The 24,595-nt window shown below is 64.0% G+C and carries 20 protein-coding genes and 1 tRNA gene; 18 read left to right on the forward strand and 3 right to left on the reverse strand.

The genetic code is table 11. The annotated features are described in order from the left end of the window. Positions 1-166 precede the first annotated feature (166 nt). The 8 genes from HMPREF2550_RS00745 (at position 167) to HMPREF2550_RS12590 (ending at position 7,982) form a co-directional block, all read left to right on the forward strand. A tRNA-Leu gene (locus HMPREF2550_RS00745) sits at positions 167-250 on the forward strand. Between the two features lie 285 nt (positions 251-535). After that, complete coding sequence (locus tag HMPREF2550_RS00750) at positions 536-1,195, forward strand: biliverdin-producing heme oxygenase (RefSeq protein ID WP_083319701.1); 660 nt, start codon at positions 536-538, stop codon at positions 1,193-1,195. 671 nt (positions 1,196-1,866) lie between these two features. Next, the gene (locus tag HMPREF2550_RS00760; protein WP_168167122.1) at positions 1,867-3,642 is read left to right on the forward strand and encodes an HtaA domain-containing protein; all 1,776 of its coding nucleotides are present in this window, start codon (positions 1,867-1,869) and stop codon (positions 3,640-3,642) included. A gap of 4 nt (positions 3,643-3,646) precedes the next feature. Beyond that, positions 3,647-4,726 (forward strand): heme/hemin ABC transporter substrate-binding protein, encoded by a 1,080-nt coding sequence (locus HMPREF2550_RS00765; RefSeq protein WP_246817426.1) that lies wholly within the window; start codon positions 3,647-3,649, stop codon positions 4,724-4,726. Continuing rightward, positions 4,723-5,766, forward strand: a complete 1,044-nt coding sequence (locus HMPREF2550_RS00770; RefSeq protein ID WP_070789081.1) for a FecCD family ABC transporter permease — start codon at positions 4,723-4,725, stop codon at positions 5,764-5,766. The genes HMPREF2550_RS00765 and HMPREF2550_RS00770 overlap by 4 nt, the downstream gene beginning before the upstream one ends. After that, entirely contained in the window at positions 5,763-6,536 is a 774-nt protein-coding gene (locus HMPREF2550_RS00775) for a heme ABC transporter ATP-binding protein (RefSeq protein WP_070789084.1), read from the forward strand. Before HMPREF2550_RS00770 ends, HMPREF2550_RS00775 begins: the two co-directional genes overlap by 4 nt. Before the next feature lie 111 nt (positions 6,537-6,647). After that, the gene (locus HMPREF2550_RS00780) at positions 6,648-7,445 is read left to right on the forward strand and encodes an HtaA domain-containing protein (RefSeq protein WP_070789086.1); all 798 of its coding nucleotides are present in this window, start codon (positions 6,648-6,650) and stop codon (positions 7,443-7,445) included. 351 nt (positions 7,446-7,796) lie between these two features. Continuing rightward, complete coding sequence (locus HMPREF2550_RS12590; protein ID WP_141760476.1) at positions 7,797-7,982, forward strand: CxxxxCH/CxxCH domain-containing protein; 186 nt, start codon at positions 7,797-7,799, stop codon at positions 7,980-7,982. Here HMPREF2550_RS12590 and HMPREF2550_RS00785 read toward each other — a convergent pair. Next, positions 7,909-9,021 carry an FAD-dependent monooxygenase gene (locus HMPREF2550_RS00785; RefSeq protein ID WP_070789089.1) on the reverse strand — a complete coding sequence of 371 codons (1,113 nt, stop codon included), beginning with the start codon at positions 9,019-9,021 and terminating at the stop codon, positions 7,909-7,911. The genes HMPREF2550_RS12590 and HMPREF2550_RS00785 overlap by 74 nt on opposite strands. Positions 9,022-9,570: 549 nt before the next feature. Here HMPREF2550_RS00785 and HMPREF2550_RS00790 point away from each other — a divergent pair. The 10 genes from HMPREF2550_RS00790 (at position 9,571) to HMPREF2550_RS00835 (ending at position 22,326) form a co-directional block, all read left to right on the forward strand. Further along, entirely contained in the window at positions 9,571-12,879 is a 3,309-nt protein-coding gene (locus tag HMPREF2550_RS00790; protein ID WP_083319702.1) for an SdrD B-like domain-containing protein, read from the forward strand. A gap of 130 nt (positions 12,880-13,009) precedes the next feature. After that, a complete protein-coding gene (locus HMPREF2550_RS00795; protein ID WP_070789093.1) occupies positions 13,010-13,720 on the forward strand; it encodes an NUDIX hydrolase in 711 nt (236 codons plus the stop codon). A gap of 5 nt (positions 13,721-13,725) precedes the next feature. After that, positions 13,726-14,967, forward strand: a complete 1,242-nt coding sequence (gene nadA, locus HMPREF2550_RS00800; RefSeq protein ID WP_070789095.1) for a quinolinate synthase NadA — start codon at positions 13,726-13,728, stop codon at positions 14,965-14,967. Continuing rightward, positions 14,961-15,824, forward strand: a complete 864-nt coding sequence (gene nadC, locus HMPREF2550_RS00805; protein WP_070789097.1) for a carboxylating nicotinate-nucleotide diphosphorylase — start codon at positions 14,961-14,963, stop codon at positions 15,822-15,824. The genes nadA and nadC overlap by 7 nt, the downstream gene beginning before the upstream one ends. Continuing rightward, positions 15,824-16,942 carry a cysteine desulfurase family protein gene (locus tag HMPREF2550_RS00810; RefSeq protein WP_083319703.1) on the forward strand — a complete coding sequence of 373 codons (1,119 nt, stop codon included), beginning with the start codon at positions 15,824-15,826 and terminating at the stop codon, positions 16,940-16,942. The genes nadC and HMPREF2550_RS00810 overlap by 1 nt, the downstream gene beginning before the upstream one ends. Beyond that, positions 16,939-17,940 carry a S66 family peptidase gene (locus tag HMPREF2550_RS00815; RefSeq protein ID WP_070789098.1) on the forward strand — a complete coding sequence of 334 codons (1,002 nt, stop codon included), beginning with the start codon at positions 16,939-16,941 and terminating at the stop codon, positions 17,938-17,940. The genes HMPREF2550_RS00810 and HMPREF2550_RS00815 overlap by 4 nt, the downstream gene beginning before the upstream one ends. A gap of 29 nt (positions 17,941-17,969) precedes the next feature. Then, a complete protein-coding gene (locus tag HMPREF2550_RS00820; RefSeq protein WP_070789101.1) occupies positions 17,970-19,418 on the forward strand; it encodes an MFS transporter in 1,449 nt (482 codons plus the stop codon). Then, the gene (locus HMPREF2550_RS00825; protein ID WP_070789103.1) at positions 19,402-19,926 is read left to right on the forward strand and encodes a TetR/AcrR family transcriptional regulator; all 525 of its coding nucleotides are present in this window, start codon (positions 19,402-19,404) and stop codon (positions 19,924-19,926) included. The genes HMPREF2550_RS00820 and HMPREF2550_RS00825 overlap by 17 nt, the downstream gene beginning before the upstream one ends. A gap of 20 nt (positions 19,927-19,946) precedes the next feature. After that, on the forward strand, positions 19,947-21,161 hold the full coding sequence (locus HMPREF2550_RS00830) for a copper oxidase (RefSeq protein WP_141760477.1): 1,215 nt from the start codon (positions 19,947-19,949) through the stop codon (positions 21,159-21,161). Between the two features lie 106 nt (positions 21,162-21,267). Further along, on the forward strand, positions 21,268-22,326 hold the full coding sequence (locus tag HMPREF2550_RS00835) for an HNH endonuclease signature motif containing protein (RefSeq protein ID WP_070789107.1): 1,059 nt from the start codon (positions 21,268-21,270) through the stop codon (positions 22,324-22,326). On the opposite strand, the gene HMPREF2550_RS00840 is transcribed toward HMPREF2550_RS00835, so the two are convergent. Then, a complete protein-coding gene (locus HMPREF2550_RS00840; RefSeq protein WP_070789108.1) occupies positions 22,271-23,440 on the reverse strand; it encodes a multicopper oxidase domain-containing protein in 1,170 nt (389 codons plus the stop codon). The genes HMPREF2550_RS00835 and HMPREF2550_RS00840 overlap by 56 nt on opposite strands. After that, a complete protein-coding gene (locus HMPREF2550_RS00845) occupies positions 23,437-24,498 on the reverse strand; it encodes a beta-carotene 15,15'-monooxygenase (RefSeq protein ID WP_141760478.1) in 1,062 nt (353 codons plus the stop codon). Before HMPREF2550_RS00845 ends, HMPREF2550_RS00840 begins: the two co-directional genes overlap by 4 nt. Positions 24,499-24,595 lie beyond the last annotated feature (97 nt).

Here is a 24,595-nt window from a genome sequence, read left to right on the forward strand (position 1 = left end):
GCCCGCACCTCCTTCCCAGCTGCTCAATTGCTTCTCACTGATGTCCTTTAACCAAGCAAGTATAAGTGCGCCGGGGCCACGCGCCTAGTTCAAAACGCGAAAACGCGGGCTGACGTGGCGATTTGGTGGTTCGTTGGAGTGTGGTGTTATATTAATCAAGTCGCCCGCCCGGGTGGCGGAATTGGCAGACGCGCTGGCTTCAGGTGCCAGTGATCGCAAGATCGTGGGGGTTCAAGTCCCCCCCCGGGCACAAACCGGAAAGGCCCCGCGAGAGCGGGGCCTTTTTGCTTGTCGACATCTGCGTGGGGCTAAGGGGCAAAAAAGGGGATGCGGACGTTTTGTGGGTGTTAGACAGGACCACTACCTGCTCAATGGCATCATCGGCAGCCCAGCTCCGCGGCGTGCGTTGTATTTATGGGCAATAGCATTGGGCGCCACAGGTGCGATGGGGAAAATCAACCTTTCGTCTAATTGTGATTAGGCAAGGCTTGCCTTACTCTTTTTGAAAATCTTTCATTTTCCAAGGAGTAGAAAAATGACAACCATGTTGCCGACCGCTGGTGAGCAGCTCTCCACCTCCCTTAAAAACCAGACCGCAGAGGCCCACACCAGCGCAGAAAATTCCCAATTCATGGCTGACCTCAGTCGCGGCAGGCTAGACCGCAACGCAGTGGCTCAACTGACCGCGCAATACTTCCACATCTATTCAGCCCTTGAAGCTGCTGTTCGTCGGGCTGGCGAGCACCCCGCCGTGGCGCTCATCGCAGACAAGCGCCTTGAGCGTGTAGAGGCGATCACGCAGGACCTCACCTCCATGCTGGGCGAGAGCTGGCACGAGGTGGAACCACTCGCCGCCACCGCCCACTACGTCGCAGAGCTAGAGGGGCTCGGCCCTGACAACGGCCCGGAGGTGGTTGCTCACCACTACGTTCGCTACCTTGGCGACATCGCCGGTGGCCAGGTGCTCGCGCGCGTGTTTCGCGAAGCGTACGAGCTACCAGGAGAGGCGCTCCACTTCTATGACTTCTCCGCCATTGGCAAGATTCCCCCATACCGCGCACAGTACAAGGCAGCTCTTGACGCAATGCAGCTCGGTGAAGAGGAGCGTGCGCGCCTCGTCAATACCGCGAAGCGCGCGTTCGACCTAAACCAGGCCGTGTTCCAGGACCTCGCCAAAGCGCGTCAGCTAGCGTAACTGGTGGGTCTGGCGGGGTGATCTACATACGCGATTGCCCCCCAGATGCACCCCGCGGACACCAGTGCCGTCACGATTCCGCTAGTAAGCGTGTAGTTTGCCGGCACCAAGAACAAAGTCAGGGCCGCCAGCAACGTGATGAGAGCCCACACCACACCAAGCACTAGTCCGGCTCGCCTTCCCGCTTGTGCCTCCGCGTAGCCGCGAGACGGAAGCGCCGCGAGCCCATACAGCACAGTGACCATGACTACGGCAGCTGGGAATGCCACCCATACATTGCCGGTCGCGCCACCGAATGCGATAACTCCAGTTATGAGCGCGAGCAGGGCCTTTTCCCAGCTCGCAAAGCGCGGCTGATGCTGACCCTTTCCCTCCGGCAAGGATTCATCTTGCACGACCGGAATGAAGTCCGTCGCAGGCTCGTACGTTGCTTCCACCAATAGACCCCTTCATTAGGTAACGCTATCCTTACTTAGCTAAGGTTAGCCTATCCAGTATCTACCTTGAACTAAACCTGCCGAGGTCATATGAACTTCCGAAACATTTGCGCCGCCGTAGTTGCCTCTAGCTTCTTCACCTTTTCCGCAGTCACCTGCAGCCCTGCCTTTCTGCCTCCTCCGCTGGCCCATGCTCAATCCGTTGCTACACACAGAACGGTTACCGCAGGCACAATGAATTGGGGTGTACGCGAATCATTCCGGAAATACGTTGAAACAGGCGTAGCAAAAGGTTCAATCTCTACTAGCGGCGGTGCGACGAACAGCGGCTCTGGGTTCACCTTCCCACTAGAGTCCGCAGCGATCAGCTCATCGGCTTCCGGGCAGATCAATTTCTCCGGTGAGGTGCACTTCTACGGACACAACGGTGCTCTTGACATGCGACTACGCAACCCCATCATTGTTGTCAACGGCACGCAGGCGGAGCTGCGCGTAGATTACGCCTCCCGCAAGTACGAGGGGATGGATAAAACCGGCGCGACCCGCGAAGGTAAGCAGGAAGTGCTGGCTGCCATCGCGCTGAGCCAAGCTCCCGACTTCGCCGCATCGCAAACCACCATCGCCGGAACGGTGTCGCTGACCTCGAGCGGAGCCGAAATCTTCGGCGGTTTCTACGAGGCTGGGGAGACACTCGACCCAATCAACATTGAGCTTTCGCTTGACAACGCCAACGGCACCGCCCCCGCCCCTCAATACTCTCTGGGCGCGCCCTCAGGCGGGCAGACTGGGACATCCGCTGGAGGTGGGACGGGTGCCACCCGCTCACAAGCGACCTCCGGCCCCGCGAGCTTGCTCGGCGACATCAACGACACGCTCATTGAGGTCAATGGCCTTCTAGTCAACACCGATAACGTCCTCAAAAATGGAGAGTCCCTATACGACCGAGTTAACCCGGCAGCACAAGCACTGCCAGCCCAGCAAGCGCCACAGACGGCTCCGTCACCACAGGCTCAGCAGGTGCCACAAGCTTCACAGTCTGGACAGGTGCAACAACAAGCTCAACAGGCTGGGCAGGCCAGCAAAACCGGACAGTCTGGGCAAGCTAAACAAGCATCGCAAACGCAACAGGCGGGACAGGCCGAGTTGGCAGCCGGGGGCGCATGTAGTGCGTCAACGTCAAAGGGAGTTATGAGCGCTGAGGCGACGTGGGGGGTGCGGCAGTCATTCCGTACCTACATCCGTGGCAACATTGCAAAAGGTGCTTGGGAGCTGACTGGGGTTGGGGACAACGGCACGGCCTTCACCTTCAATGGAAACGCGGGGGCGGTGGATCCGTCGACGCGCTCTGGCACCATCCTGCTCCCCGGCAGCATCCGCTTCACTGGCCACAATGGTGTACTGAACACGCGTTTTTCTAACCTAGAGATCCAGTTCAGCGGCAATACCGGACAGCTTATTGTGAATGCTTCCTCAAATAACACGGATGGTAAACGGAATGACTACGGCCGCATTGCCATTGCCAATCTCAATTTCACCGACCTGAATGTTTCTGAATCAGCGGCATCGGGTACAGCTACAGCAACCCTGACTGATGTCGGCGCAGAAGCCTTCGGCCAGTTCTACCCAGCAGGCGACCCACTGGACCCAGTGAGCTTCACGGCTCAACTCGGCGGCTCTAGCAACTGTGCTGAGGGCCAAGGGGACAGCAGCTCCGCAGCTGCAACCGGCAAGGGCGGCACCTCCAACAGTGCCGAAAAGCTCCGCGGTGGCGGCGGCACCACGGCCAACACTGCAGCTGGGGCTAGCGTGCTTGATGAGGTCGAAGATGCCGAAACCGCTGTCTCAGCCGAGCAACCGCAGGGCGGACAATTTCAAATCAAAAGCGGAGCTAGCGCAGGTGCTGGTAGCGACAACGGCTGGGATGATGCTGCGCTGGCCAAACTTCTCTTGCTTGCCGCTTCCGTGATCGGGGCTGGCGGAGCACTCACCAGGTTCGTCATCACCGTTTAGGAGCATGTTCATGAACTTCACTAAGAAATTCGCCGCACGAGCATTGGCCGCTGGGCTAGCTATCACATTGCCGCTAAGCGGTTGTGCTGCGTGGGACAACCCAGTGCAGATGGAAACGCAGCAACTCGTGAATTCCCTCGAAGCTGCCGGCGACCCACACGAGGCCCAAGGCGTTGCCATGGTGTCCGAGATTTCTGAAGTAGAGCCAGTAGACGCGCCTCGCCAGAATGCTCTTCCGGTGGAGCTAACAGACGCAGACGGCTACGACGTCTCCGTCATCGACACTTCCCGGATTCTGGCCCTAGATATTTACGGCACGTACACGAAGACGCTGCGCGGGGTTGGTCTTGGGGACAATATTGTGGGGAGGACCGTGAGTTCGGCGGAGGCGTCGTTAAGCCATCTGCCCGTGGTGACCGAAAATGGTCACTCCCTCAATGTTGAAGCAATCCTGAACTTGCGACCAACCCTGGTCATCGTGGATCATTCCGTTGGTCCGAGTGAGGCAATCGACCAGATTCGTGCGGCCGGGGTAACCACAGTCGTGATGGAGCCGAATCGGTCGATGGCGTCCATGAGCGAAGACATCATCAACGTCGCGACGGTAGTTGGTGAGCCTGAGGCTGGCCGCCTTTTGGCGGAGCGCAGCCAGCGTGAGGTCGACGAGGCCCTGTCCGCTATCGCTGCGGTGAAGCCGGATGTTCCGCTGCGTATGTCTTTCCTGTATGCCCGCGGAACAGGCGGGGTGTTTTACCTGCTTGGTGGCGAAGACGGCACCCAAGACTTGATTGAGGCCCTCGGCGGCGTGGATGTGAACACGGAGCACGGTATCGGCACCTCTTCCCCCGCTAGCCCTGAGGCTCTTGCAGAGGTCAACCCGGAGGTGTTCGTGATGATGAACAGCGGATTGCAATCCACCGGCGATGTCGAAGGCCTTCTCCAACGTCCGGGGGTTGCGCAGACAACAGCAGGCAAAAACAAGCGGGTACTTTCGCTACCTGATGGTGACTCGCTCGCCTTCGGCCCTCAGACCGGTGAAATGCTGCTGCGCGCCGCCCATGCCCTGTACGGGGAGGGCGAGTGAGTTCCAAGCTCTCGGCCTTCCAGGCCCGACGCCGTGGTCGCGTCATCCTCTTCATTGCCACTTCGACGCTATTGGTGGCCACCACAGTAGCCTCCATCTTGGTCGGCCAGTTCGAGCTCGCGCCAAGTGAGCTGTGGCCGATCATCACCGCGGGCCCGATGTCTGCCACCTCCCTCGATGCATCCGTGGTATGGCAGGTTCGCTTACCCCGCCTAGTGCTTGGCCTGTTTGTCGGCGCTGCCTTAGGCGTCGGCGGTGCACTCATGCAAGCGGTGTTCGCCAACCCGCTCGCCGAGCCAAGCGTGATTGGTGTCAGCTCTGGTGCAGGAGTCGGCGCGGCGGCAGCAATCGTGTTCAGCGCAAGCACTTTTGGCACGATGACAGTACCGATTTTCGCGTTTGTCTCTGGGGCTTTGGCGACCGCGGTTGTATACCGACTCTCCCGCTCTGGAGGAAAGGTCCGCGTATTGAACCTGATCCTGGTCGGTATTGCTGCAAACGCCATCTGTGGAGCGACGATTGCACTGCTGACGTTCATGGCTCCGACGACTGCCCGCGAGCAAATCATCTTCTGGCAGATGGGCACTCTGGCTGGGGCAAGCTGGGCCCAAACCGGCACGGTTGTAGCAATAGTCGTCGCCACACTGATGCTGGCGGTCTTGCTTGGCCGCAAGCTGGATATCCTTGCACTTGGAGACCAAGCCGCGAGTCACGTGGGCATCAACGTTCCGCGACTGCGAATGACGGCGATTGTGCTGTCCACTCTGCTCACCGCCGCTGCAGTATCCTTTGCAGGTCTGATCGGGTTCGTCGGTCTTGTAGTTCCGCATATTGTGCGCACTGCCGTCGGCCCTTCGAATGCTGTGCTGTTACCTGCTTCTGCGCTCGGCGGCGCGCTGCTGATTGGCGCTGGAGATATCTTCGCCCGCACCGTCATCCCCTTCGCGGATCTGCCGATTGGCATCTTTACAGCACTTATCGGCGGGCCCACCTTCTTCTTCCTGCTTCGGCAGATGTTGCGAAAGAATCACGATCTATGAGTGTCCACGCGCACGGCGTGACCGTAATAAAACAGGGTCGCACCATTCTTAACGACGTATCCATGCATGCTCGGTCAGGCGAAGTCACAGGCCTAATCGGCCCGAACGGTGCCGGTAAGTCCACGCTTTTGGCAGCACTCTCCGGAGACATTTCCGTGGCCTCAGGGCGCGTGGAGGTGGGTGGCAACGACGTCGCAAGCACCCCGGCTCAAGAGTTGGCTCGTACCCGGGCAGTGATGCTGCAGGACGTTGGAGTGGCGTTTTCTTTCCTTGTCAGAGACATCGTCGAAATGGGGCGTCACCCCTGGGGAACCAGCGACAAGGATGCTGAGATTGTAGATGCCGCGCTGACAACCACCGGCATGACGCATCTCCAGGATCGAGAAGTGGTGACGCTTTCCGGTGGTGAGCGTGCGCGCGTAGCCTTCGCACGCGTGCTCGCACAGCAAACACCAGTGGTGTTTCTTGATGAGCCAACAGCGGCCATGGATGTGCGCTTCCAGGAAAAGACGATGGGCATAGTCCGCGGTCTTGCGGCCCAAGGCGTCGCCGTCGTCGTAGTGCTGCACGATCTGCAGCTTGCAGCACGCTACTGCGACCGGGTGGTGTGCCTGAAGTCAGGTGAGGTAGCCGCTACAGGTTCTGTCGAGGAGGTCTACTCAAACGACGTACTCAGCGGCGTCTACGATTGGCCGATTTCGGTCTCGCGCATGGACGGACGCGTGTTTGTCACGCCAGCCGAGGCCCCTAGCCCTGTGCCTCCCAGATAAGCGCAATACTCCCCCAACCACCCCCACAGATTGCAAAGGTTAGCCTAACCTGACTAAGGTAAGGCCAACCTAATTGGTTGTCTTCGTTTTGAATCTTCGAAAGGAATTAGGATGTCCCGTACCTCCTCCCTGGCGCTCGTCACCGCTGCCGCTGTCACATCCACCGCACTTTTCGCCCCCGCCGCTTCCGCCGCCGAGGCCCCGGAACTTCTGTCCGGCAACGCAACCTGGAATATCAAGGAATCCTTCCTGCGCTACGTACAGAATCCTTTTGTCGGAAGCACCATTACTGCTTCCGACGGGGCCGAGAAGGTCGAGGCAGACGGCAAGGTCGTTGATTTCAAATTGCCGGTCAACGTCGCAGACTCCGCCCTCAACGACAAGGGTGAAGGCACCATCGATCTGGACGGTGCAATCCGCATCGAAGGCCATAAGGGAGCCATGGACATCCAAATGTCCGACTTCAAGATCGTCATCAATGGCAACAAGGGCCATCTGCAGGCAGACTACGTACGCAAGGGCGCTAAGCCGGACGCCGATATGGGTGATGCCAAGAATGACGACAAGCCGATCATTGAGTTCGATGTCAAGGAGTCGCTCGTTCCCACTGCTGAGGGGAAGAAGGAGATTATCTTCACCCCAACCGCGATGACTGAGTCCGGCGTAGACATCTTCGGCTCGAGCTATAAGCTAGGTGTGCCGATGGAGGACAGCAAGGTCGGCGTCTCCCTTGACTTTAAGAAGGTTGAAACGCCAGCTAATCCAACCCCGTCTGACCAGAACAGCTCCACCTCCCCGGCAGCTATCGGCGGCATTGTGGTGGCTGTCCTCGCCGTCCTCGGCGGCCTGGCGTTTGCGACGACTTTGCCCCAGATCCAAGCCATGCTTGGCCAGTTCCTTCCGCGCTAATGCAACGCTTAATTGCAGCTAGCGCCGCAACCTCCGTTGTACTGACGCTTGGCGCTCCGGCATCGGCCACAGCCGAGGAACATTCCACGCCAGAGGTGAGTTCCGTAGCCACCATGTCATCAACGGAGAAAGAATCACCGGCAGCGACTGCAAGTCACACGGTCGCGTTTGCGATTTCTACAATCGGCCTAGCACTGGCACTTGCAGCACTGACGCAAGGGGCGGCAAACATCCTCCGACCCACAATGCCGCCAGCAAACCTGCTTCAGCGCTAAGCCCCCAATAAGCCACCCGTCTCGGACGACACAGATTTTGCGGTCCCTCATCTGTCTGCCGAGGCGGGATTTTTATATGTCTAAAGGGGGTGAGGGCGGCTCCGTGAAAAATTCTACGTATGACCATTTGCCGACCTGGGGAAATGGGAAAACAGCCCCTCTCCGATGCGTCAATTGTCACGCCCCGGTCATACCTCCGGCACCTCCCACGCAGTCACTGCTTGCACCTGTCTACTGGTTACCGCATCCGGCACGTGCTTGAGCATCCAGTTACGCGCGGCCGCCACCCGGTCGCCGCCGGTGTGCAGCGCGCGTCCGATGAGCCGTGACTGGCGCGCAATCTGTTGGCTGCGGCGGCGTCGGTGTGCGTCGTAGGCAGAAAAGTCCGTGCTTCCTGCGCGCAGCAGCCGCGCGAGGACCGCGGCGTCTTCGAGTCCCTGGCACGCGCCCTGCCCGAGGTTCGGCGTCATCGCGTGCGCCGCATCCCCGATCAGCACGACCTTCTCGTTGTGGTAGCTCGGGAGCGGTTTCGCGAGCTCGTGGATGGGCAGGTACTGGATCGACGCTTCCGGGATAGCGCGCAGCAGTGCGGGGATAGGGTCGTGCCACTGCTTGAAGGTCGCGTGTAGCTCGTGCAGGGCTTGGGTTCCCGGCTGTGCCGCTGGGCCGGAGGTGACGGCGAACCAGTAGGTGTGGCCGTCGTGAAGCGGGACTGCCCCGAAGCGGGCGCGAGCTCCCCAGGTCTCGAACCCGGCGTCGAGCGACACTCCCTCGGCGATCGCGCGCCACGCGTTGTAGTCGGCGTAGGCCATGCCGGGGTCGTCGAAGCAGCTGGCCCGCACCGCGCTGCGGATCCCGTCCGCGCCGACCACGACGTCGAAGCGCTCCTCTGTGCCGTCGGCGAATGAGACCGTGCCGGACTGCTTATCGACGCCCACCGCCCCCGCAGACGTGCGGACGCGCGAACCTGGGATGCCTGCAAGGAGGAGCGCGTGGAGTGTGGCGCGGTCGAGCGCGAGCGAGGCGCCCGTGATCTCCGGGGAAATGCGGGTGAGCCAATCGCCACGTGGGCTGCGGATTCCGCCCTGCAGAGGAGTTTGTTGCTGCTGCAGCGCGCGGAAGTCCGCACCTATTCCTAATGCGTCGAGGGCGGCGAGCCCGTTCGGCGCGAGCGTGATGCCGGCGCCGCCGCTGCGGATTTGCGGGTGCTCTTCGTAAATCTGCACGTCCATGCCGCTGCGGTGCAGCGCTGCTCCCAGCGCAAGGCCGGAGATGCCAGCGCCGATGATGCCTATCCTCATAGGACCCGAGCCTAGTGGTGGAGCGGAGTCCGCGGCCGCGGACTTTTCGGGCGGGAATCAGTTTGCATGGATGATGGGCGTGGATGCTCAGCACAGGCTCTCGATACAAAGAAGTGCACCTATCGAGGATGCAGATAATTACGTCTGCAGCGAGGATGATTAGGGGACGTGAGCCTGTCGTCCCAGGCGTGTTCGTCAAATGTGCCGCGGTGGGCTCGGGCGAGAAATTTTGATTGTGCGTTCACGCCGTCTGCCAGGCTGTTTGTTGTGGTCGCTGGCGAGGTTGCCTAAATACTTGGAATGATGGGCTTTCGTGTCTGAAGCCGGGAACCGTCGTGTCAGCGAACACTTTCCTGCTGTGTCTCCGGGCAGGGCAGGGAATCTCGATTCAAACGCACTCGTTTTGTCGCTCACCCCCGAATAAGTGTGTTCCTGTCTGTGTCATGCGAAGAGTGGACCTTTGGAATACCCTGATCCTCGTCTTGAAAAGCTTGGAGTTTTTACTGGAACCCCTTGCTGGGATTTCGATGGGATCGAGAGGACAAGTACATGAATATATCAGGAAATGAGCGCCGTGGCTTCCAGCGGAAGATGGTTGCCGCACTCAGTACCGTCGCGCTTGCGGTAGCGGGGGGAGTTGCGCCTCATGCGCATGCCTACGTTGTGAAGGATGATTCCTTCCTCAACGGCAACCCCGACAATAAGAATAAAGAGCTACAGCCGAAGGTGTCGGTGAACATTACCCCGACCGATAAAGAGGTGCAGCCTGGAGAAACGGTGGAGCTTGAGTTCACCGGCTCCTTCGAGGCTCCTTTCCCGCCTAGTGCTAACCAGCTGGCTCCGGGCGAGTCTGACGTCAAAGGGGCGACAATCGCCCTGCAATTTTCTGACCAGCTCGAAGCGGAACCGCAAATTGACCCGTCAGCGTTCGTTTGGAAGAGCGGCAAGAAGCGGAACGCTGAGGTGAAGCCCGCAGGCGGAGGCTACATCGTAGACTTTGGTTACATCAGCGCGAATGACTCCTTCACGTACAAGGTGCCGGTCAAGGTTTCTGAGGACATTGAGCCAGGCACAGAGTTCTCCCCCGCGACGATTGAGGCTACGGCGCGTATCGCACCCGAGAACCAATTCCCAGACCGGAATGACGCCAACTTTTCCCCCGACCCGAATGACCGCTGCACACTCATTTCGAAGTCCTCTTACGTGTCTCAGAACGGCGAATATGGTGGGTGGCTGAGCGACCTTTGGCTCGGGACCCGCTCCCCGAATGCGGAACTCGGCGAGGCTGAGCTGAAATTCATCGTGGATGGCCAAGACGTTACTTCCCAGATTATGGAGCGCGCTCAGCTCCATACTCCGGACTCACCCGAGCACCAAGACATGCCGCAAATTGTTGAGGCGCGTGACGCGGGACTGCCGGGCCGCGACTGGCGTCAGGTGTACGACTGGGGTTTGAAACCAAGCGACGCTGTCGTTCCCAAGGATTGGCCCGGTGAGATCTTCCTGCCCAGCGGCACTATTGTCGAGGTCACCCAGCCGGTAAAGGACACTTCTCCGCAGTGCGCGTCGGGTGCAGACCCGGTTGTTACTCACGACGTCTATATCGGCCAGGTAGTCACTGACCAGGTGGCTCTGGTCGAAAAAAGCAACACGCTTCGCGTGGTGGAGCCGGATGAAAAGCCGACCCCTCAGCCGGAACCGACAACGTCGACGTCGACGGAAACCACTACGGAGACCACCACCGAAACGACCACTACCACCGAGACTTCGACGACCACGGTGACTCCGACGGAGACCGCCTCCACGGTTACGACGACGCTGACAAAGACCGCCCCGGCGGTTACGACTACGCCGACTGAAACGGCTCCGGCGGTCACCACTACGTCGACGGAGACGGAGTCGGAAACGACCACGACCACCGCGACCTCCACTGAGACTGAAACCGCGACAGAAACCACGACCGCCACTGTCACCGAGACCGAGGGCTGCGATTGCGAGCCGACCACGGTGACGGAGACGACCACGGTGAAGGAGCCAGTTCCTATTACCGAGCAGGTCACCACCACGGAGAAGGCACCGAAGCGCGGTACCATCGGCGACCGCGTGTGGCTGGATGAGAACGGTGACGGCAAGGAGGATCCGGGCGAGGAGACCGGTGTCCCGGGCGTCACGGTGGTCATTACTGATAAGGACGGCAACGAGGTCACTCGTACTGTTTCGGACGAGGACGGCAACTGGAAGGTTGACGTTGATCCGGGTGAGTACACCGTCACTTACAAGCCGGGCAATCACGTTGCTAGCGACGAGCGCCTCATCGAGCGCACCGTGAAGATTGAGCCGGGCGAAGAGAACTTCGACATTGACCTCGGCGTGCTGCCGGGCGGTGCCGTCGGCGACCGCGTCTGGAACGACGAGAACGGTGACGGCGTGCAGGACGAGGACGAGAAGGGCGTACCAAACGTCATTGTTGAGGTCTCCCGCGAGGGCGAGCCGACCCGTACTACCTACACGGATGAGCAGGGTAACTGGCGTATCGACGGCCTGACCTCGGGCGTGGACTACGAGGTTCGCTTTATCAAGCCGGAGGGCTGGGAAGTCACCGGCAAGGTGCCGGGTGCGACTGGCGGGGAGGGCCTGGTTGCAAAGGCAACCCTGAAGCCCAAGGAGTACAACGACACCTATGACCTGGGCCTGAAGGTCGTGAAACCGGATTGCGACTGCGAGCCGGAGACCCCCGGCACGATCGGCGACCGTGTGTGGCTCGACGAGAACGGTGACGGCAAGGAAGATCCGGGCGAGAAGACTGGCGTCCCTGGCGTCACGGTGGTCATTACTGACAAGGATGGCAACGAGGTCACCCGCACCGTGACGGACGAGGACGGCAACTGGAAGGTCGACGTCACTCCGGGCGAGTACACCGTGGAGTACCTGCCGGGTGGGCACACCCCGTCGGATCCGAGCCAGGTCAAGCGCACCGTCACGATCGAGAAGGGCGAGAAGCGTCTCGACGTTGACCTGGGCGTGCTGCCGAAGGGCACCGTTGGCGATCGCGTCTGGAACGACAAGAACGGCGACGGCGTCCAGGACGAGGACGAGAAGGGTCTTTCCGACGTCACCGTGCAGGTCATTCGCGACGGCGAACCGACCCGCACCACCACGACTGATCAGGACGGCAACTGGTTCATCGAGGGGCTCGACCCGAACAAGGAGTACGAGGTCCGCTTTATCAAGCCGCAGGGCTGGGAAGTCACCGGCAAGGTGCCGGGCGCAACCGACGAGGAAGGCCTGATTTCCAAGGTCATCCTGAAGCCGGGCGAGCGCAACGATTCCTATGACCTTGGCCTGCGCAAGACGCGGACCATCGGCACGGATGACCCGACAGTGCCGCCGACCACTACGCCGGACTCGCCGGTCGCGCCGGGCGATGAGCCGGGCGATGTGCTGGGCCGCTGCGTGGCCAACGCAGTCGCCTCGCCGATCCTCTACCTGGTGCCGGTGGCGCTGCTCGCTGCGGTCGGCGGCCAGGTGGGCGCGCCGTACATGGACGCGATCAACCAGCAGGTTGCGCAGATCAACGCCGAGATCCAGGCGCAGTTCAGCCGCAACACCCAGGACTGGGGCACTGGCAACCGTGGCAACGACAATGACCAGTTCGGCGAGCTGCGCGCGCAGATCGACGCCGCGAACCGCCAGCTGCAGCAGCTCGCAGCCGACCCGAACGTCCGCCAGGTTGGCACCATCGCCGCCGCGATCCTGGGCGTGGCTGCTCTGGGTGGCGTGCTCTACGACTGGTGCTCGAACGAGAAGGGTGAGGCCTCTACCTCGCTGAAGGGCTCGTCTGCTGGCAAGCAGGACTAAACCGTTCCTCCCCAAACCGGCCCGGTGCGCAATGTACCGGGCCGGTTTTGCGTGAAACCAGTGCTTGCCCGGACCCCGCGCCTCGCCTAAGCTCACTTAAAGTCATTATGACTATAAGTAAGGAGGGCGCATGTTCGGCTTGCAGCGGCTCAACGTCGCCGAGCGCCAGAGGCTCGGACCGATGGTGGCGGTGTCCACAGTCGCGTTTGCGCTGCACGATCCGGCAGCAACGCCCACCACACTCAACGCAGACAGTGGGCTGTGGATCCCGCTGGTGCGCCGCGTGCGCGACCCGTTTTACGGTGCGTGGGCGCTGCCCGGCGGGCCCACGCAGTGGAACCAGACGTTGGGCGAAACGGCGCGCGAGACGCTCGTTGCCGCCAGTGGTGCCACGCCGAACTACCTGGAGCAGCTCTACGCTTTCGGTTCTGTGGAGCGCTCCGCGGACGCGCAGCGCATGGTCACCATCGCGTACTGGGCACAGTTTCGGCCCCAGGACTTCGTTGGCACCGAGCTTCCCGACGACCCCAACATCGCCTGGTGGAACACGCGCGAGCTGCCGGAGCTGGCCTTCGACCACGCGGAGATTATCCGCGCCGGGATCACGCGCCTGCAAAAGCGCGCGGAGCAAACCCTGATCGCCCACCGCTTCCTCGACGAGTCCTTTACCCTCACGCAGTTGCGCCGGGTGCACGAGGCGATCGGGGGGAAGGGGCTGGATCCGGCGAATTTTCGTCGGCAAGCATTGACGAGCGGAGAGCTCGAGGCCACCGGCACCACAGAAGCCGGTACCAAGCACCGGCCGGCGAAGTACTACAGATTCATGAGCGAGAAAGAGTAAGAACCATGCCTTCAGTTGCCGATTTGATTACGCGCAAGGCGGCCCAGGAAGCCACCTGCGACACGGAGCTGCCCGCCGAGCCGTGGCAGACCGCCCAGAACGCCTCCTACGGGCCGGGTGCCTCGCGCGGCGACACGTTCGCGCCGCTGCCCACCCCGCAGGCGCCGCTGCCGGCGCGGTATACGCAGGCGAGCCCGGAGGAACTCGACGCGATGATCACCGCGGCGAAGGACAAGCTGGGTGAGCGGGTGAAGATCCTTGGCCACTTCTACCAGCGCGACGAGATCGTGAAGTTCGCGGACTTCATTGGGGACTCCTTCAACCTCGCTCAGCAGGCGAAGGCGCACCCGGAGGCGGAGGCATTCGTCTTTTGCGGGGTGCACTTCATGGCGGAGACCGCCGACATCCTCTCCGGCGCGGACCAGGCCGTGGTGCTGCCGAACCTGAACGCGGGGTGCTCGATGGCGGATATGGCCAACCTCGCGCAGGTCGAGGCGTGCTTCGACCAGCTGCACGAAGCGCTGCCCGGCGAGGCGATCGTGCCTGTGACGTACATGAACTCGGCCGCCGACATCAAGGCCTTCTGCGGCCGCAACGACGGCGTGGTGTGCACCTCCTCGAACGCGGCGACGGTGCTCAAGGAGGCGTTCGAGCGCGCCGAGCGCGTCGTCTTCCTGCCGGACCAGCACTTGGGCCGCAACACGGCGCGCGCGATGGGCATTGCGGACAAGCAGATGTGCATGTGGAACCCGAACGAGCCGCTCGGCGGCAACACCGCAGACGAGCTCGCGCAGGCGAAGGTGATCCTGTGGAACGGTTTCTGCTCCGTGCACCGCCGCTTCACCGTCGAGCAGATCGAGAAGGCGCGCGCGGAGTACCCGGGCGTGCACGTCGTGGTGCATCCCGAGTGCCCCGCGCCGGTTGTCGACGCCGCCGATTCCTCCGGTTCCACCGAAGTCATCCGCCGCGCGGTGGAAGACTCGAAGCCCGGCGACGTCATCGCCATCGGCACCGAGATCAACATGGTCAACCGGCTCGCGCAGCAGTACCCGGACCGCACGATCTTCTGCCTGGACCCGGTGGTGTGCCCGTGCTCGACGATGTACCGCATCCACCCGGCTTACCTGGCGTGGACGCTCGAGTCGCTGCTCGAGGGCCGGGTGGAAAACCGCATCGTGGTGCCGGAAGCCACCGCGGCCGACGCGCGCGTTGCGCTCGAGCGGATGCTGGCGGCGAAGCCATGCTGACCCCGGAGCTGATCACCACCGCCGTCCGCGCCGCCCTCGCCGAGGACATGCCGTGGGGTGATGCGACCGTCGAGGCCGCGATCCCCGCCGACGCCCGCCTGCGCACCGCGCTCGTCGCCCGCGAGCCGGGCGTCTTCGCAGGCGGAGAGGTGGTGCGCGCGGCCTTCGCAATCACGGACCCGCGGATCACCGTCACCGAGCTTGCGCCCGACGGCACGCATTTCGACGCCGGCCAGCGCCTCGCGCTCATCGAAGGCCCGGCCCGCGGCATCTTGAGCGCGGAGCGCGTCGCGCTGAACTTCGCGCAGCGGATGTCGGGCATCGCCACGCTGACCGCCCGCTACGTCGCCGCGGTCGAAGGCACCGGCGCCCGCATCGTGGATACGCGCAAAACCACCCCTGGCCTGCGCGCCTTTGAGAAGCACGCGGTGCGCGCCGGCGGCGGCCACAACCACCGCTTCAGCCTCTCGGATGCGGTGATGGTCAAGGACAATCACCTCGCCGCGCTCGGCGCCACGAGCCCGGGCGGCATCACGGAGGCGCTGCGCACGATCCGCGCCCGCGTCAGCCACACCACGCACATCGAGGTGGAGGTCGATTCGCTCGTGCAGGTCGAGCCGGTACTCGCGGCGGGCGTCGACAGCATCATGCTGGATAATTTCTCGCCCGCCGAGCTGCGCGAGGCAGTGTCGCTTATCGACGCCCACGTGCCCACCGAAGCCAGCGGCAACGTCAACCTCGACACCGTCGCCGAAATCGCCGCCTGCGGAGTAGACGTCATCTCGGTGGGCAAGCTCACCCACAGCGCCCGCGCGCTCGACCTGGGCCTCGACAGCGTCGATGAGGTCGCCGACTAGTGGAAACCTACCTCGACGCCGCCGCCACCGCCCCGCTTGTCCCCGAAGCCCGCGCTGCGATGCTGCAGGTCTACGACACCGCCTGCGCCAACCCGTCGAGCGTGCACTCCGCCGGCGAGCGCGCCGCCGCAACGCTCGCCTCGGCCCGTGCCACTATCGCCGCGGCCTTCGGCGTGCACCCGGCCGGCGTGGTGTTCACCTCCGGCGGCACTGAGGCCAACAACCTCGGCATCATCGGCCGCGCGCTGGCTGCCCCGCGCGGTCGCCACATCATCACCTCAGCCATCGAGCACTCCTCGGTGCTGCAAAGCTGCGCCGCTCTCAAAAGGCTGCACGGCTTTGAGGTGGAGTACGTGCCCGTCGACAAGCATGGGCGGTTCACTCAAGCCGACCTCGATCGGCTCCTGCGCCCCGACACCACGCTCGTCGCGCTTGGCCTGGCCAACAGTGAGGTCGGCACCGTCGCAAACGTGCCACACGTCCCCGCGCAGGTCGCGCTGCACCTCGACGCCGTGCAAGCAGCCGCGAACCTTCCCGTCGACCTCTCCGCGAGCGGCTGGCCGGGCCCGCGCGCAACCTCCGTGGCGCTGGCCTCGCACAAGTTCGGCGGCCCGGCCGGTGTCGGTGCGCTGCTGCTGCCGCGCGACGTACCGCTCGAGCCCGTCATCTTTGGTGGCGGCCAAGAGGGCGGGCGCCGCGCCGGCACCCAAAACGTGGCGGGCATCGCCGGATTCGCCGCGGCGGTACACGCGCAGCAGGCCCGCGCCGGGCAGCGGGCGCTGGAGATGATGGCGTCGCGGGATGCGTTGATCGTGGGCGTCGAAAAGCATGTGCCCGGCGCGCGCCTGACGGGGCACCGCACTGAGCGGCTGCCCAACCACGCGTCCTTCGTCGTCGAGGGCATCAGCGGCGAGGCGCTGCTGGTCGCGCTCGACGTCGCGGGCTTCGCCGCAAGCTCCGGCTCGGCCTGCCGGGCAGGCAGCACGGAGCCCTCACCGGTGCTCACCGCGCTCGGCTACTCGCCCGAACTCGCCCAGTCCGCGCTGCGCTTCAGCTTGCCCGCGCCGCTTCAACCAGACACGATCGACTCGATCGTGCGGGTAATGTCGGAACAATGACTATTTACCCGCGACCTCTGCACACGGGCGACACCATCCGCGTGGTCGCCCCCTCCCGCTCCCTGGCCTATGTGGAGCAGGGCGAGGCCGGGCTGTACGTCAAGAGCCTCGCTAATCGACGCCTCGCCGACCTGGGCATCAGCGTCACCTTCGGAGAGAACGTGCGCGAGTCCGACATGTTCTGGTCCTCTTCTGCCGAGTCGCGCGCCGCCGACCTGCACGCGGCGTTTACGGACCCGGAGGTCGCGGGCATCATGAGCGTCATCGGCGGGTTTACCAGCAACGAGGTCCTGCCGCACCTGGATTTCGACCTGATCGCCGAGCACCCGAAGTTCATGTGCGGCAACTCGGACATCTCCGCGATCGCCAACGCGATCTACGCGCGCACCGGCATGGCCACCTACATCGGCCCGCACTGGTCCACCCTTGGCATGCGGGATCACTCGGAGCTGACCCGCGACTGCTTTGTCACCGCCGCGTTTGAGCAGGGCCCGATCGAGTGGCGGCCGGGCACCTGGTTTACCGACGACGACTGGTTCATCAACCAGGACGCCCGCGTCCGCGAACTCGACGACGGCTGGTGGAGCATCCAGGAAGGCTCCGCGCACGGCGTGGCGCTCGGCGCGAACCTGGGCACGCTTGGCCTGCTTGCCGGCACCGAGTTCATGCCCTCGCTCGAGCGCGCCATCCTGTTCGCCGAGGTCACCGGCAAGTACAGCGTGATGGACTTCCGCCGCGAGCTCGTTTCCCTGCTGCAGATGCCCGACGGCGAAGGCATCGAGGGCGTCGTCATCGGCCGCTTCCAAACCGCTAGCCGGGTCACCCGCGCGATGCTGGAGGAGACGATCGCGTCGATCCCCGAGCTCGAGGGCAAACCCGTGGTGGCCAACGCCAGCTTCGGGCACACTAACCCGCTGCTGACCTTCCCGGTCGGCGGCGAGGTCGAGCTTTCGGTGCGCGACGACGCTTCCATCCGCTTCCCCCGAGTTGAAAGTTAAACGGACGGTCATTACAGTTTCGGCGCGTGATGCACTCTGCAACCCAACGCTGGACCTTCTTTGCCGTAATCTCCTCCGGCCTGCTCATGATCGGGCTGGACAACTCGATCCTGTATACCGCCATGCCGGCGCTGAGCACCCAGCTGCACACGACGCCCGCGCAGTCGCTGTGGATCATTAACGCCTACCCGCTGGTGCTGTCGGGGTTGTTGCTGGGCACCGGCACGCTTGGCGACAAACTCGGCCACCGCCTCATGTGGCTCGTCGGCCTGGTCATCTTCGGCGTGGCCTCGCTGGCCGCAGCCTTCGCGCCGGGCCCGTGGGAACTGGTCGCCGCGCGCGGTCTGCTCGGCTTCGGCGCGGCGGTGATGATGCCCGCCACGCTCGCGCTGATCCGCCTGACCTTCCCCAACGAGCAGGAGCGCAACACGGCGATCGGGATCTGGGCGTCCGTGGCCGTCGTTGGCGCTGCGCTCGGGCCGGTCGTCGGCGGCGCGCTGCTTGAGCACTTCTGGTGGGGCTCCGTCTTCCTCATCAACGTGCCCGTCGTGGTGATCGCGCTGATCGCCACGCTGCTTCTCGCCCCGGAGAACGTGCCGAACCCGGCGAAGCGCTGGGACGTCATCTCCTCCGTCTACTCGCTGTTCGCGCTGTCTGGGCTGACCATGACGATCAAGGGCGTGGCGAATCCGGACGGCGCGCTCTGGGTGCCGCTCGTCGCGGCCGCCGTGGCCGTTGCCGCGGGCTGGCTCTTCGTGCGCCGCCAGCACCGGCTTGACGACCCGCTGCTCACCTTCGACATCTTCCGCTCCCGCCTCTTTACCGGCGGCGTGATCGCCGCGGCCGGCGGCATGTTCGTGCTCGCGGGCGTGGAGCTGATGACGGCCCAGAAGCTGCAGCTGGTCAGCGGCTTCACGCCCCTGCACGCGGGCGCAGTCATTACCGCGATGGCCGTCGCGGCGATCCCTGCCTCCGTCCTCGGCGGCGCGAACCTGCACCGCATCGGCTTCCTCCCGCTCATCGCCGGAGGCTTCCTCGGCGCGACCGTCGGCACCGCGCTGCTGATTGCCGGCGACTCCGCCGAGGGGCTCGCCCTGGAGCTCCTCGCGCTGGTCATTCTCGGCTTCTCCGCCGGCTGCGTGATGAGCGTCAGCTCGATCGCGATTATCGGCGCCGCGCCCGCGCACCGCTCGGGCATGGCCGCGGGCGTCGAAGAGGTCTCCTACGAGTTCGGCACCCTGCTCACCGTCGCGATTACCGGCTCGCTGCTGCCGCTCTGGTTCGAGCGGTCTTTCCCGCGGGGCATGGAGGCGCTTTACGACGCCACGCCAGACCCCGCCGCCGCCACCGCCTACACCGACGCCTACCACGCCGTCCTACTCGTCCTCGCCGCCGCGGCGCTCGTCTTTTCCGCCACGACCGCGTTCTGCTTCCGCGACAACCCCAAGTCTGGAGAACTCCATGCCCCGCAAAAGTAAGCGCGACGACATCCTGCGCACCGCCTACGCCATCGTCGCCTCCGACCCGGGCGGCATCGAGGCCGTCACCTACGACCGGCTCGCCACTGAGACCGACCTGTCCAAGTCCGGCCTGCTCTACCACTTCCCGTCCCGCCACGCCCTGCTGGTCGGGCTGCACGAGTACACCGCGGCCGTGTGGGAGGACAAAGTCCGCGCCCACGCCGGCGGCAAGGACGCAGATGCGCTCACCCCGCGCGAGCGCTACCGGGCGATGCTGGTGACCATGAGCGAACACGAGCCGCTCGCCGAGCTCATGGTCACCCTCCACTCCCGCACGCACCCCGACTTCTCGCGCCCCTGGCTCGAGGTGGAGGACCGGTGGCTGCCGCGTTCCGACGACACGGCAACCGACCCGAACCTGCTCGCGGCCTCGGTGCTGTGGGTGCACGACCACATTTATGCGCGGCCGTTGGCGGAGGGGAACAGGGCGGTGGTCGTCGAGAAGCTGCTCGAGCTCATCGAATAAGCACGGGCTATATTGGGAATATGGCGAAGGATTGGAGCCCGCACACCTGGCACAGGCGCGCGTCTAGGCCGGTGACCGTCTGGATGCTCGTGTTCATTGTGCTCGGGCTGACGCACGTTGTGTTCACCGAGCCAGGATGGCTGCTCATCCACGTGTTCACGCTCGGGATTTTGACGAACTCGATTGTGGTGTGGTCGCAAAACCTCACCGAGCGCTTCCTGCAGCAGCGGCTTCCCGACGCCGCCCGGCCCGCCCAGCTGCGCCGCACCTGGGCGCTCAACGCGGGCGTGGTGGCCGTGCTGGTCGGTCAGGTGCTCGTGACCTACTGGCTGACGTGGATCGGCGCGGCACTCGTCGCGGGGGTGCTGGCCTGGCACGCGTGGCTTTTGTACGCGCAGGTGCGGCGCGCCGGGCGCGACAAGCGGCACCGGGCGGTCGCGCTTGGCTACGTGGCGAGCGCGGCCTGCCTGCCGGTTGGCGTCGTGTTTGGCGCCGCCCTGTCCTACGGGCTGCCCGGCGACTGGCAGGAACGCGTGCGGATGGCGCACCTGTTTGTCAACGTTGGCGGCTTCGTCGGCTTCGCCGCGCTCGCGTCGCTGACCGTGCTCTTCCCAGCGATGTGGCGCATCAACGGGATGCGAGACCGCGCGGGCACGTCGATCCCGCTCGCCGCCGCCGGCGTGATCGTGGCGAGCTGTGGCGCACTCGCGGGCGTGGACCTGCTCACCAGCGTCGGCGTGCTGGTGTACGTCGCCGCGTGGCTGTGGACCTTCCACGGCTTTCTGGTCAACGTCCTCGAGGTGCTTCGCGACCCCCGTGACCGCGTCACCTACCCCGGCCTCAGCGCCTTCGCGGCACTGATCTGGCTGCTTGTCGCGATGCTCTGGTTCGCCGTGCGCCTCGCCATGCCGATCGACCTGCCGGACATCCCGACGCTCGCGCTCCTGCTCGGGTTCGCCGCCCAGCTACTGATCGGCACCATGAGCTACCTGCTGCCCACGACGATGGGCGGCGGCCCCCGCGCCGTGCGCGCCGGGCTGGCCGAACTCGCCCGCGGCTCGCTGTTTCGCGTGGTGCTTTTCAACGCCGCGCTCGTGGTCTGGATTGCCACCGAAAACTCCTGGCTGCGCGTGGCGATGAGTGCGTGCTGCTTCGGCGTCCTCGTTGCCTTCCTGCCGCTGATGGTGCGGGCCGTGCGCGCGCAAAAAGCCGAACTGCTCGCCGCAAAAGCCTAAACACTATTAGACGCAAAAACTCGCCCGCCGGTTCCGTGATCCGGGCAAAGTGGGAGACTTCTCACAAACCTCCATTTGCGCTGGTCAACCGGGTATTGTGGCGGGCATGAACGCACTCGCCTCACTTGCCCAGTTCGACCGGAGCGGTTTCGACTTTGTCGCCGCTGCGGCGGGCAAGTCTGCTCGCGAGGTGCAGGCCGAGGGCGTGCAGTACGACCGCGCGAAGCAGTTGGTCGCGGCGGCGCGGACGCTGTGCGCGGCGACTTCGCACTCGCGCTACCAGCAGCGCGCGCACGAGGGGGCGCGCGAAAACGGGCACCGGATCGAGACGCTCGCCTACATCGCGCGCACGGCGAACTCGATCAAGGACGCGACGAAGCGCTGGCACTACATCGACACGCTGTGCAACACTGCCGGGGACTTGTCGCGGATTCGGAAGCGGGCGGCGGCGCTGAAGGAAGAGTTGCAGCCGCCCGCGCCGCGCACCGCCTGCGCTCGCGTCAAGCACCATGGCGATGGCTTAGCGACGCTACGCGTCACCGGCCCCGCGCTCGACGTCCAAGCCGCCTACGACGCGGCCAAAAACGACGTCACCACCTGGCTGACCCAGGACTGCCCGCGGGCCGACTACCTGGTCAAGCTCAGCGTGAACCTGGATCTGGGCGACTACGAGAAGATTCTCTCCGGCGCGGGCAAGGACGTCACGGTCCGCTTCGCCAACGGGGTCGTCATGCCCGGCGAGGAGTTCGTGCGCATGAAGTTCTCACAGTTCGGCCACATCATCCTCATCGGCGCGATGGACGGCCCCGTTAACGCCTACGACATGCGCCTGGCCACGGAGAAGCACCGCACGATGATGCTCGCCGACTCCGCCACCTGCACGTGGAAAGATTGCGACGTGCCGGCCTCGCGCTGCGACGCCCACCACATGACCGAGCATCGCTTTGGTGGCGAAACGGTGGTGAGCAACCTCGGCTGGCTGTGCCGCTACCACAACCACCAGGCGGGCCGCGTCACCCGCGGGCACACTGAGCGCCGCGGCGGGCAGATCGTCTACGTCTCGCCGTCGGGCCAGGTCACGCCCACCGGCACCGACCACGTGGCCCGGGCTAGTTCGCGCGAACCAGGAACTGGCCGCGCTGGCCCTGCTCCGCCTCGGTCATGAGGTGGTTGACAAAGGTGTAGGTGCCCGGCTCGTCGAAGGTGAGCTCGACAAACCCGCCCTGTGCGGCAAGCAGGTCGAGGGCCTGGGAGCCGGTGTCGTGGGCGTCGCGAAGCGAATAGGTCCCCTCTTTGTACACGGTGTCGAAGATTTCGCCGACGACGTGGAAGCTCAGCGCGGTGTCGGGGCCTGCGTTGAGTAGCCACACGCGGACGGTGTCGCCGACGTGCGCCTCGATGGGCCGCTCGACGTATTGCGCGGGGTGGTCGTTGAAGGCGGTCGCGGGCTCGTCGCCGTAGATTTCGCGCGCGACGAGGAGATATTCGCCGTCGACGGGCGCAAGGTCCGGCGGGTCGATCACGACGGCACCGACCATGCCCATCCCGATGTGCTGGCTCATCGGCATGGTGCCGCAGTGGTACATCCAGATCCCTGAGCGCCGCGCGGTGAATTCGTAGGTGAGGTGCTCGCCCGGCTGGATGTCGCGCATGGGTTCGTCGGGACTGATTTCGCCTGCGTGGAAGTCGATGGAGTGGGTCATGTGTCCGCGGTTTTCGATGGTGATGCGGAAGCGGTCGCCCACGCGTCCGCGCAGCGTCGGCCCGGGTGCTTGGCCGTCGAAGGTCCAGGTGTCGCCGTCGTCTTCGATGGTCCAGGTGTGCTCGTGCAGCTCGCCGCTGGCTTCCGGCAGTGTCGCGTCGCGCCCTTCGCCGCTTGTCGACGCCCCACCGCCCCCACTCGTGACCACATCAAAAGTCATCCCCATCGCCTTGTGTCCGGCGATTGTGCACCAGCCCTGCGTGTCCTCGTCGAAGACGCCGAAGTCGTGGGTGACGGTTTCGCCGGGGTCGATGCGGCCGGTGTGGCCGTCGCTAAGCTTGAGGTCGTGCTGCTGGGTATCGGAGTTGGTGATGGTGAGCACGACGTGGGTGCCGGGGGCGACGTTGATGGTGTCGGGGACGAACGACATGCCCTGAATGTCAATGTCGAAGACGGTGGCGTCCTCGCTGATCGGGGCCTGCGCGGTGTCGGTGGGGCTGAACGCGAGGGTGAGCCCCACGACAAGGGTGACGAAGAGGGCGATCAGCCCCCAGGCGAGGGATTCGGTTCGGTTCATGGGAAAGCGACCTTTCTTGCGTGCAGGACCAGCCCAACCACCAGGATAGGGAGGCCGATATGTGGGGTGATGAGCGTGATGATGGCACCGCCGTTGAGCAGGCCGACCTTGAGATATCCGGTGTCAGGCTTGGTGACGCGACGAGTGAGCACGGGCAGGAGATGGCCGAGGGCACCCACGACGATTTGTGCAAGCCCCGCGACCAAGATGAACGCCAGGAGGTGCTTTGGAAACCGCTCCGTACCGAGGAACTGCGTTGCGGCGTCGGCGTACATGGCACCGAGCAGCCAGAGCAGGCCAGCAGTGAGCTCGAGCGCGGATGCTGAGAACTCTGCGGTCACGAGCGTGCCGGCAAGGACAGGCTGCAGCGCGAATGACCAAGCGAGGGCGCACACGAGCAGTGCAAGTGCGGCGAAGGGTGTGCCTGGCAGGGCTGCTGCAAGGGGAAGGGCGAGGCAGTGGACGAGCAGCGTGCGAAAAAGTCGGTTGCGGGCCGTGGTGGAGGCACGCTGTTTCGTCATGGTGGGAAGCAGGGTGAGCACGGTGCCGGCGATGGTCGGCCAGGCGAAGCCCCAGACAGCGAGTCGGGCGTGGGCAGCAGTGTTCTGCTGGACAACGGCGGCGGCGACGGCGAGTACGAAGAATACGGCAGCCACGATGTAGCAGTAGACGGTCACGGCGAAAGGCCCAGGCAGTCCCTGGCGCAGCTTGCGGGCAATGGACGCCCCATGCCAGAGCAGCACGCACGCTGCGGTGGCGGCGGCGATGTCGGAGAGGGTGGAAAAACGGAGGCGGAGGGCGTCGATAAGCAGGGCGATGAGCGCGAGATTGAGCGCGGCGAGACGAACAGCAACGGCTAAAGGGCGGGAGGAGGTGCGCGTCAAGGCGTCAGTGAAGTGGGTGGAGTACGTGAGGATGGCGGTCGTGACCACGCCAAGGGTGAGCGGGTGGATGATGGCCCAGCGCGGCACCTCAAGAAGCGCGCTGATGAGCGCGACACTGGCCCAGAATGCAATGAGCCCACCCGTTGCGAGGTGTAGCCGACTCATTTTTTCCACGAAGAATATCGTACTAAAGTTGGAGATGGATGGCCAGACTAGGAGTTTTGCCTGCGCACTTTCTATACTTGATTCAAGCAACTGTCTAAGAAGTCCC

It is taken from the genome of Corynebacterium sp. HMSC074A01, assembly GCF_001831515.1.
Lineage (GTDB): Bacteria > Actinomycetota > Actinomycetes > Mycobacteriales > Mycobacteriaceae > Corynebacterium.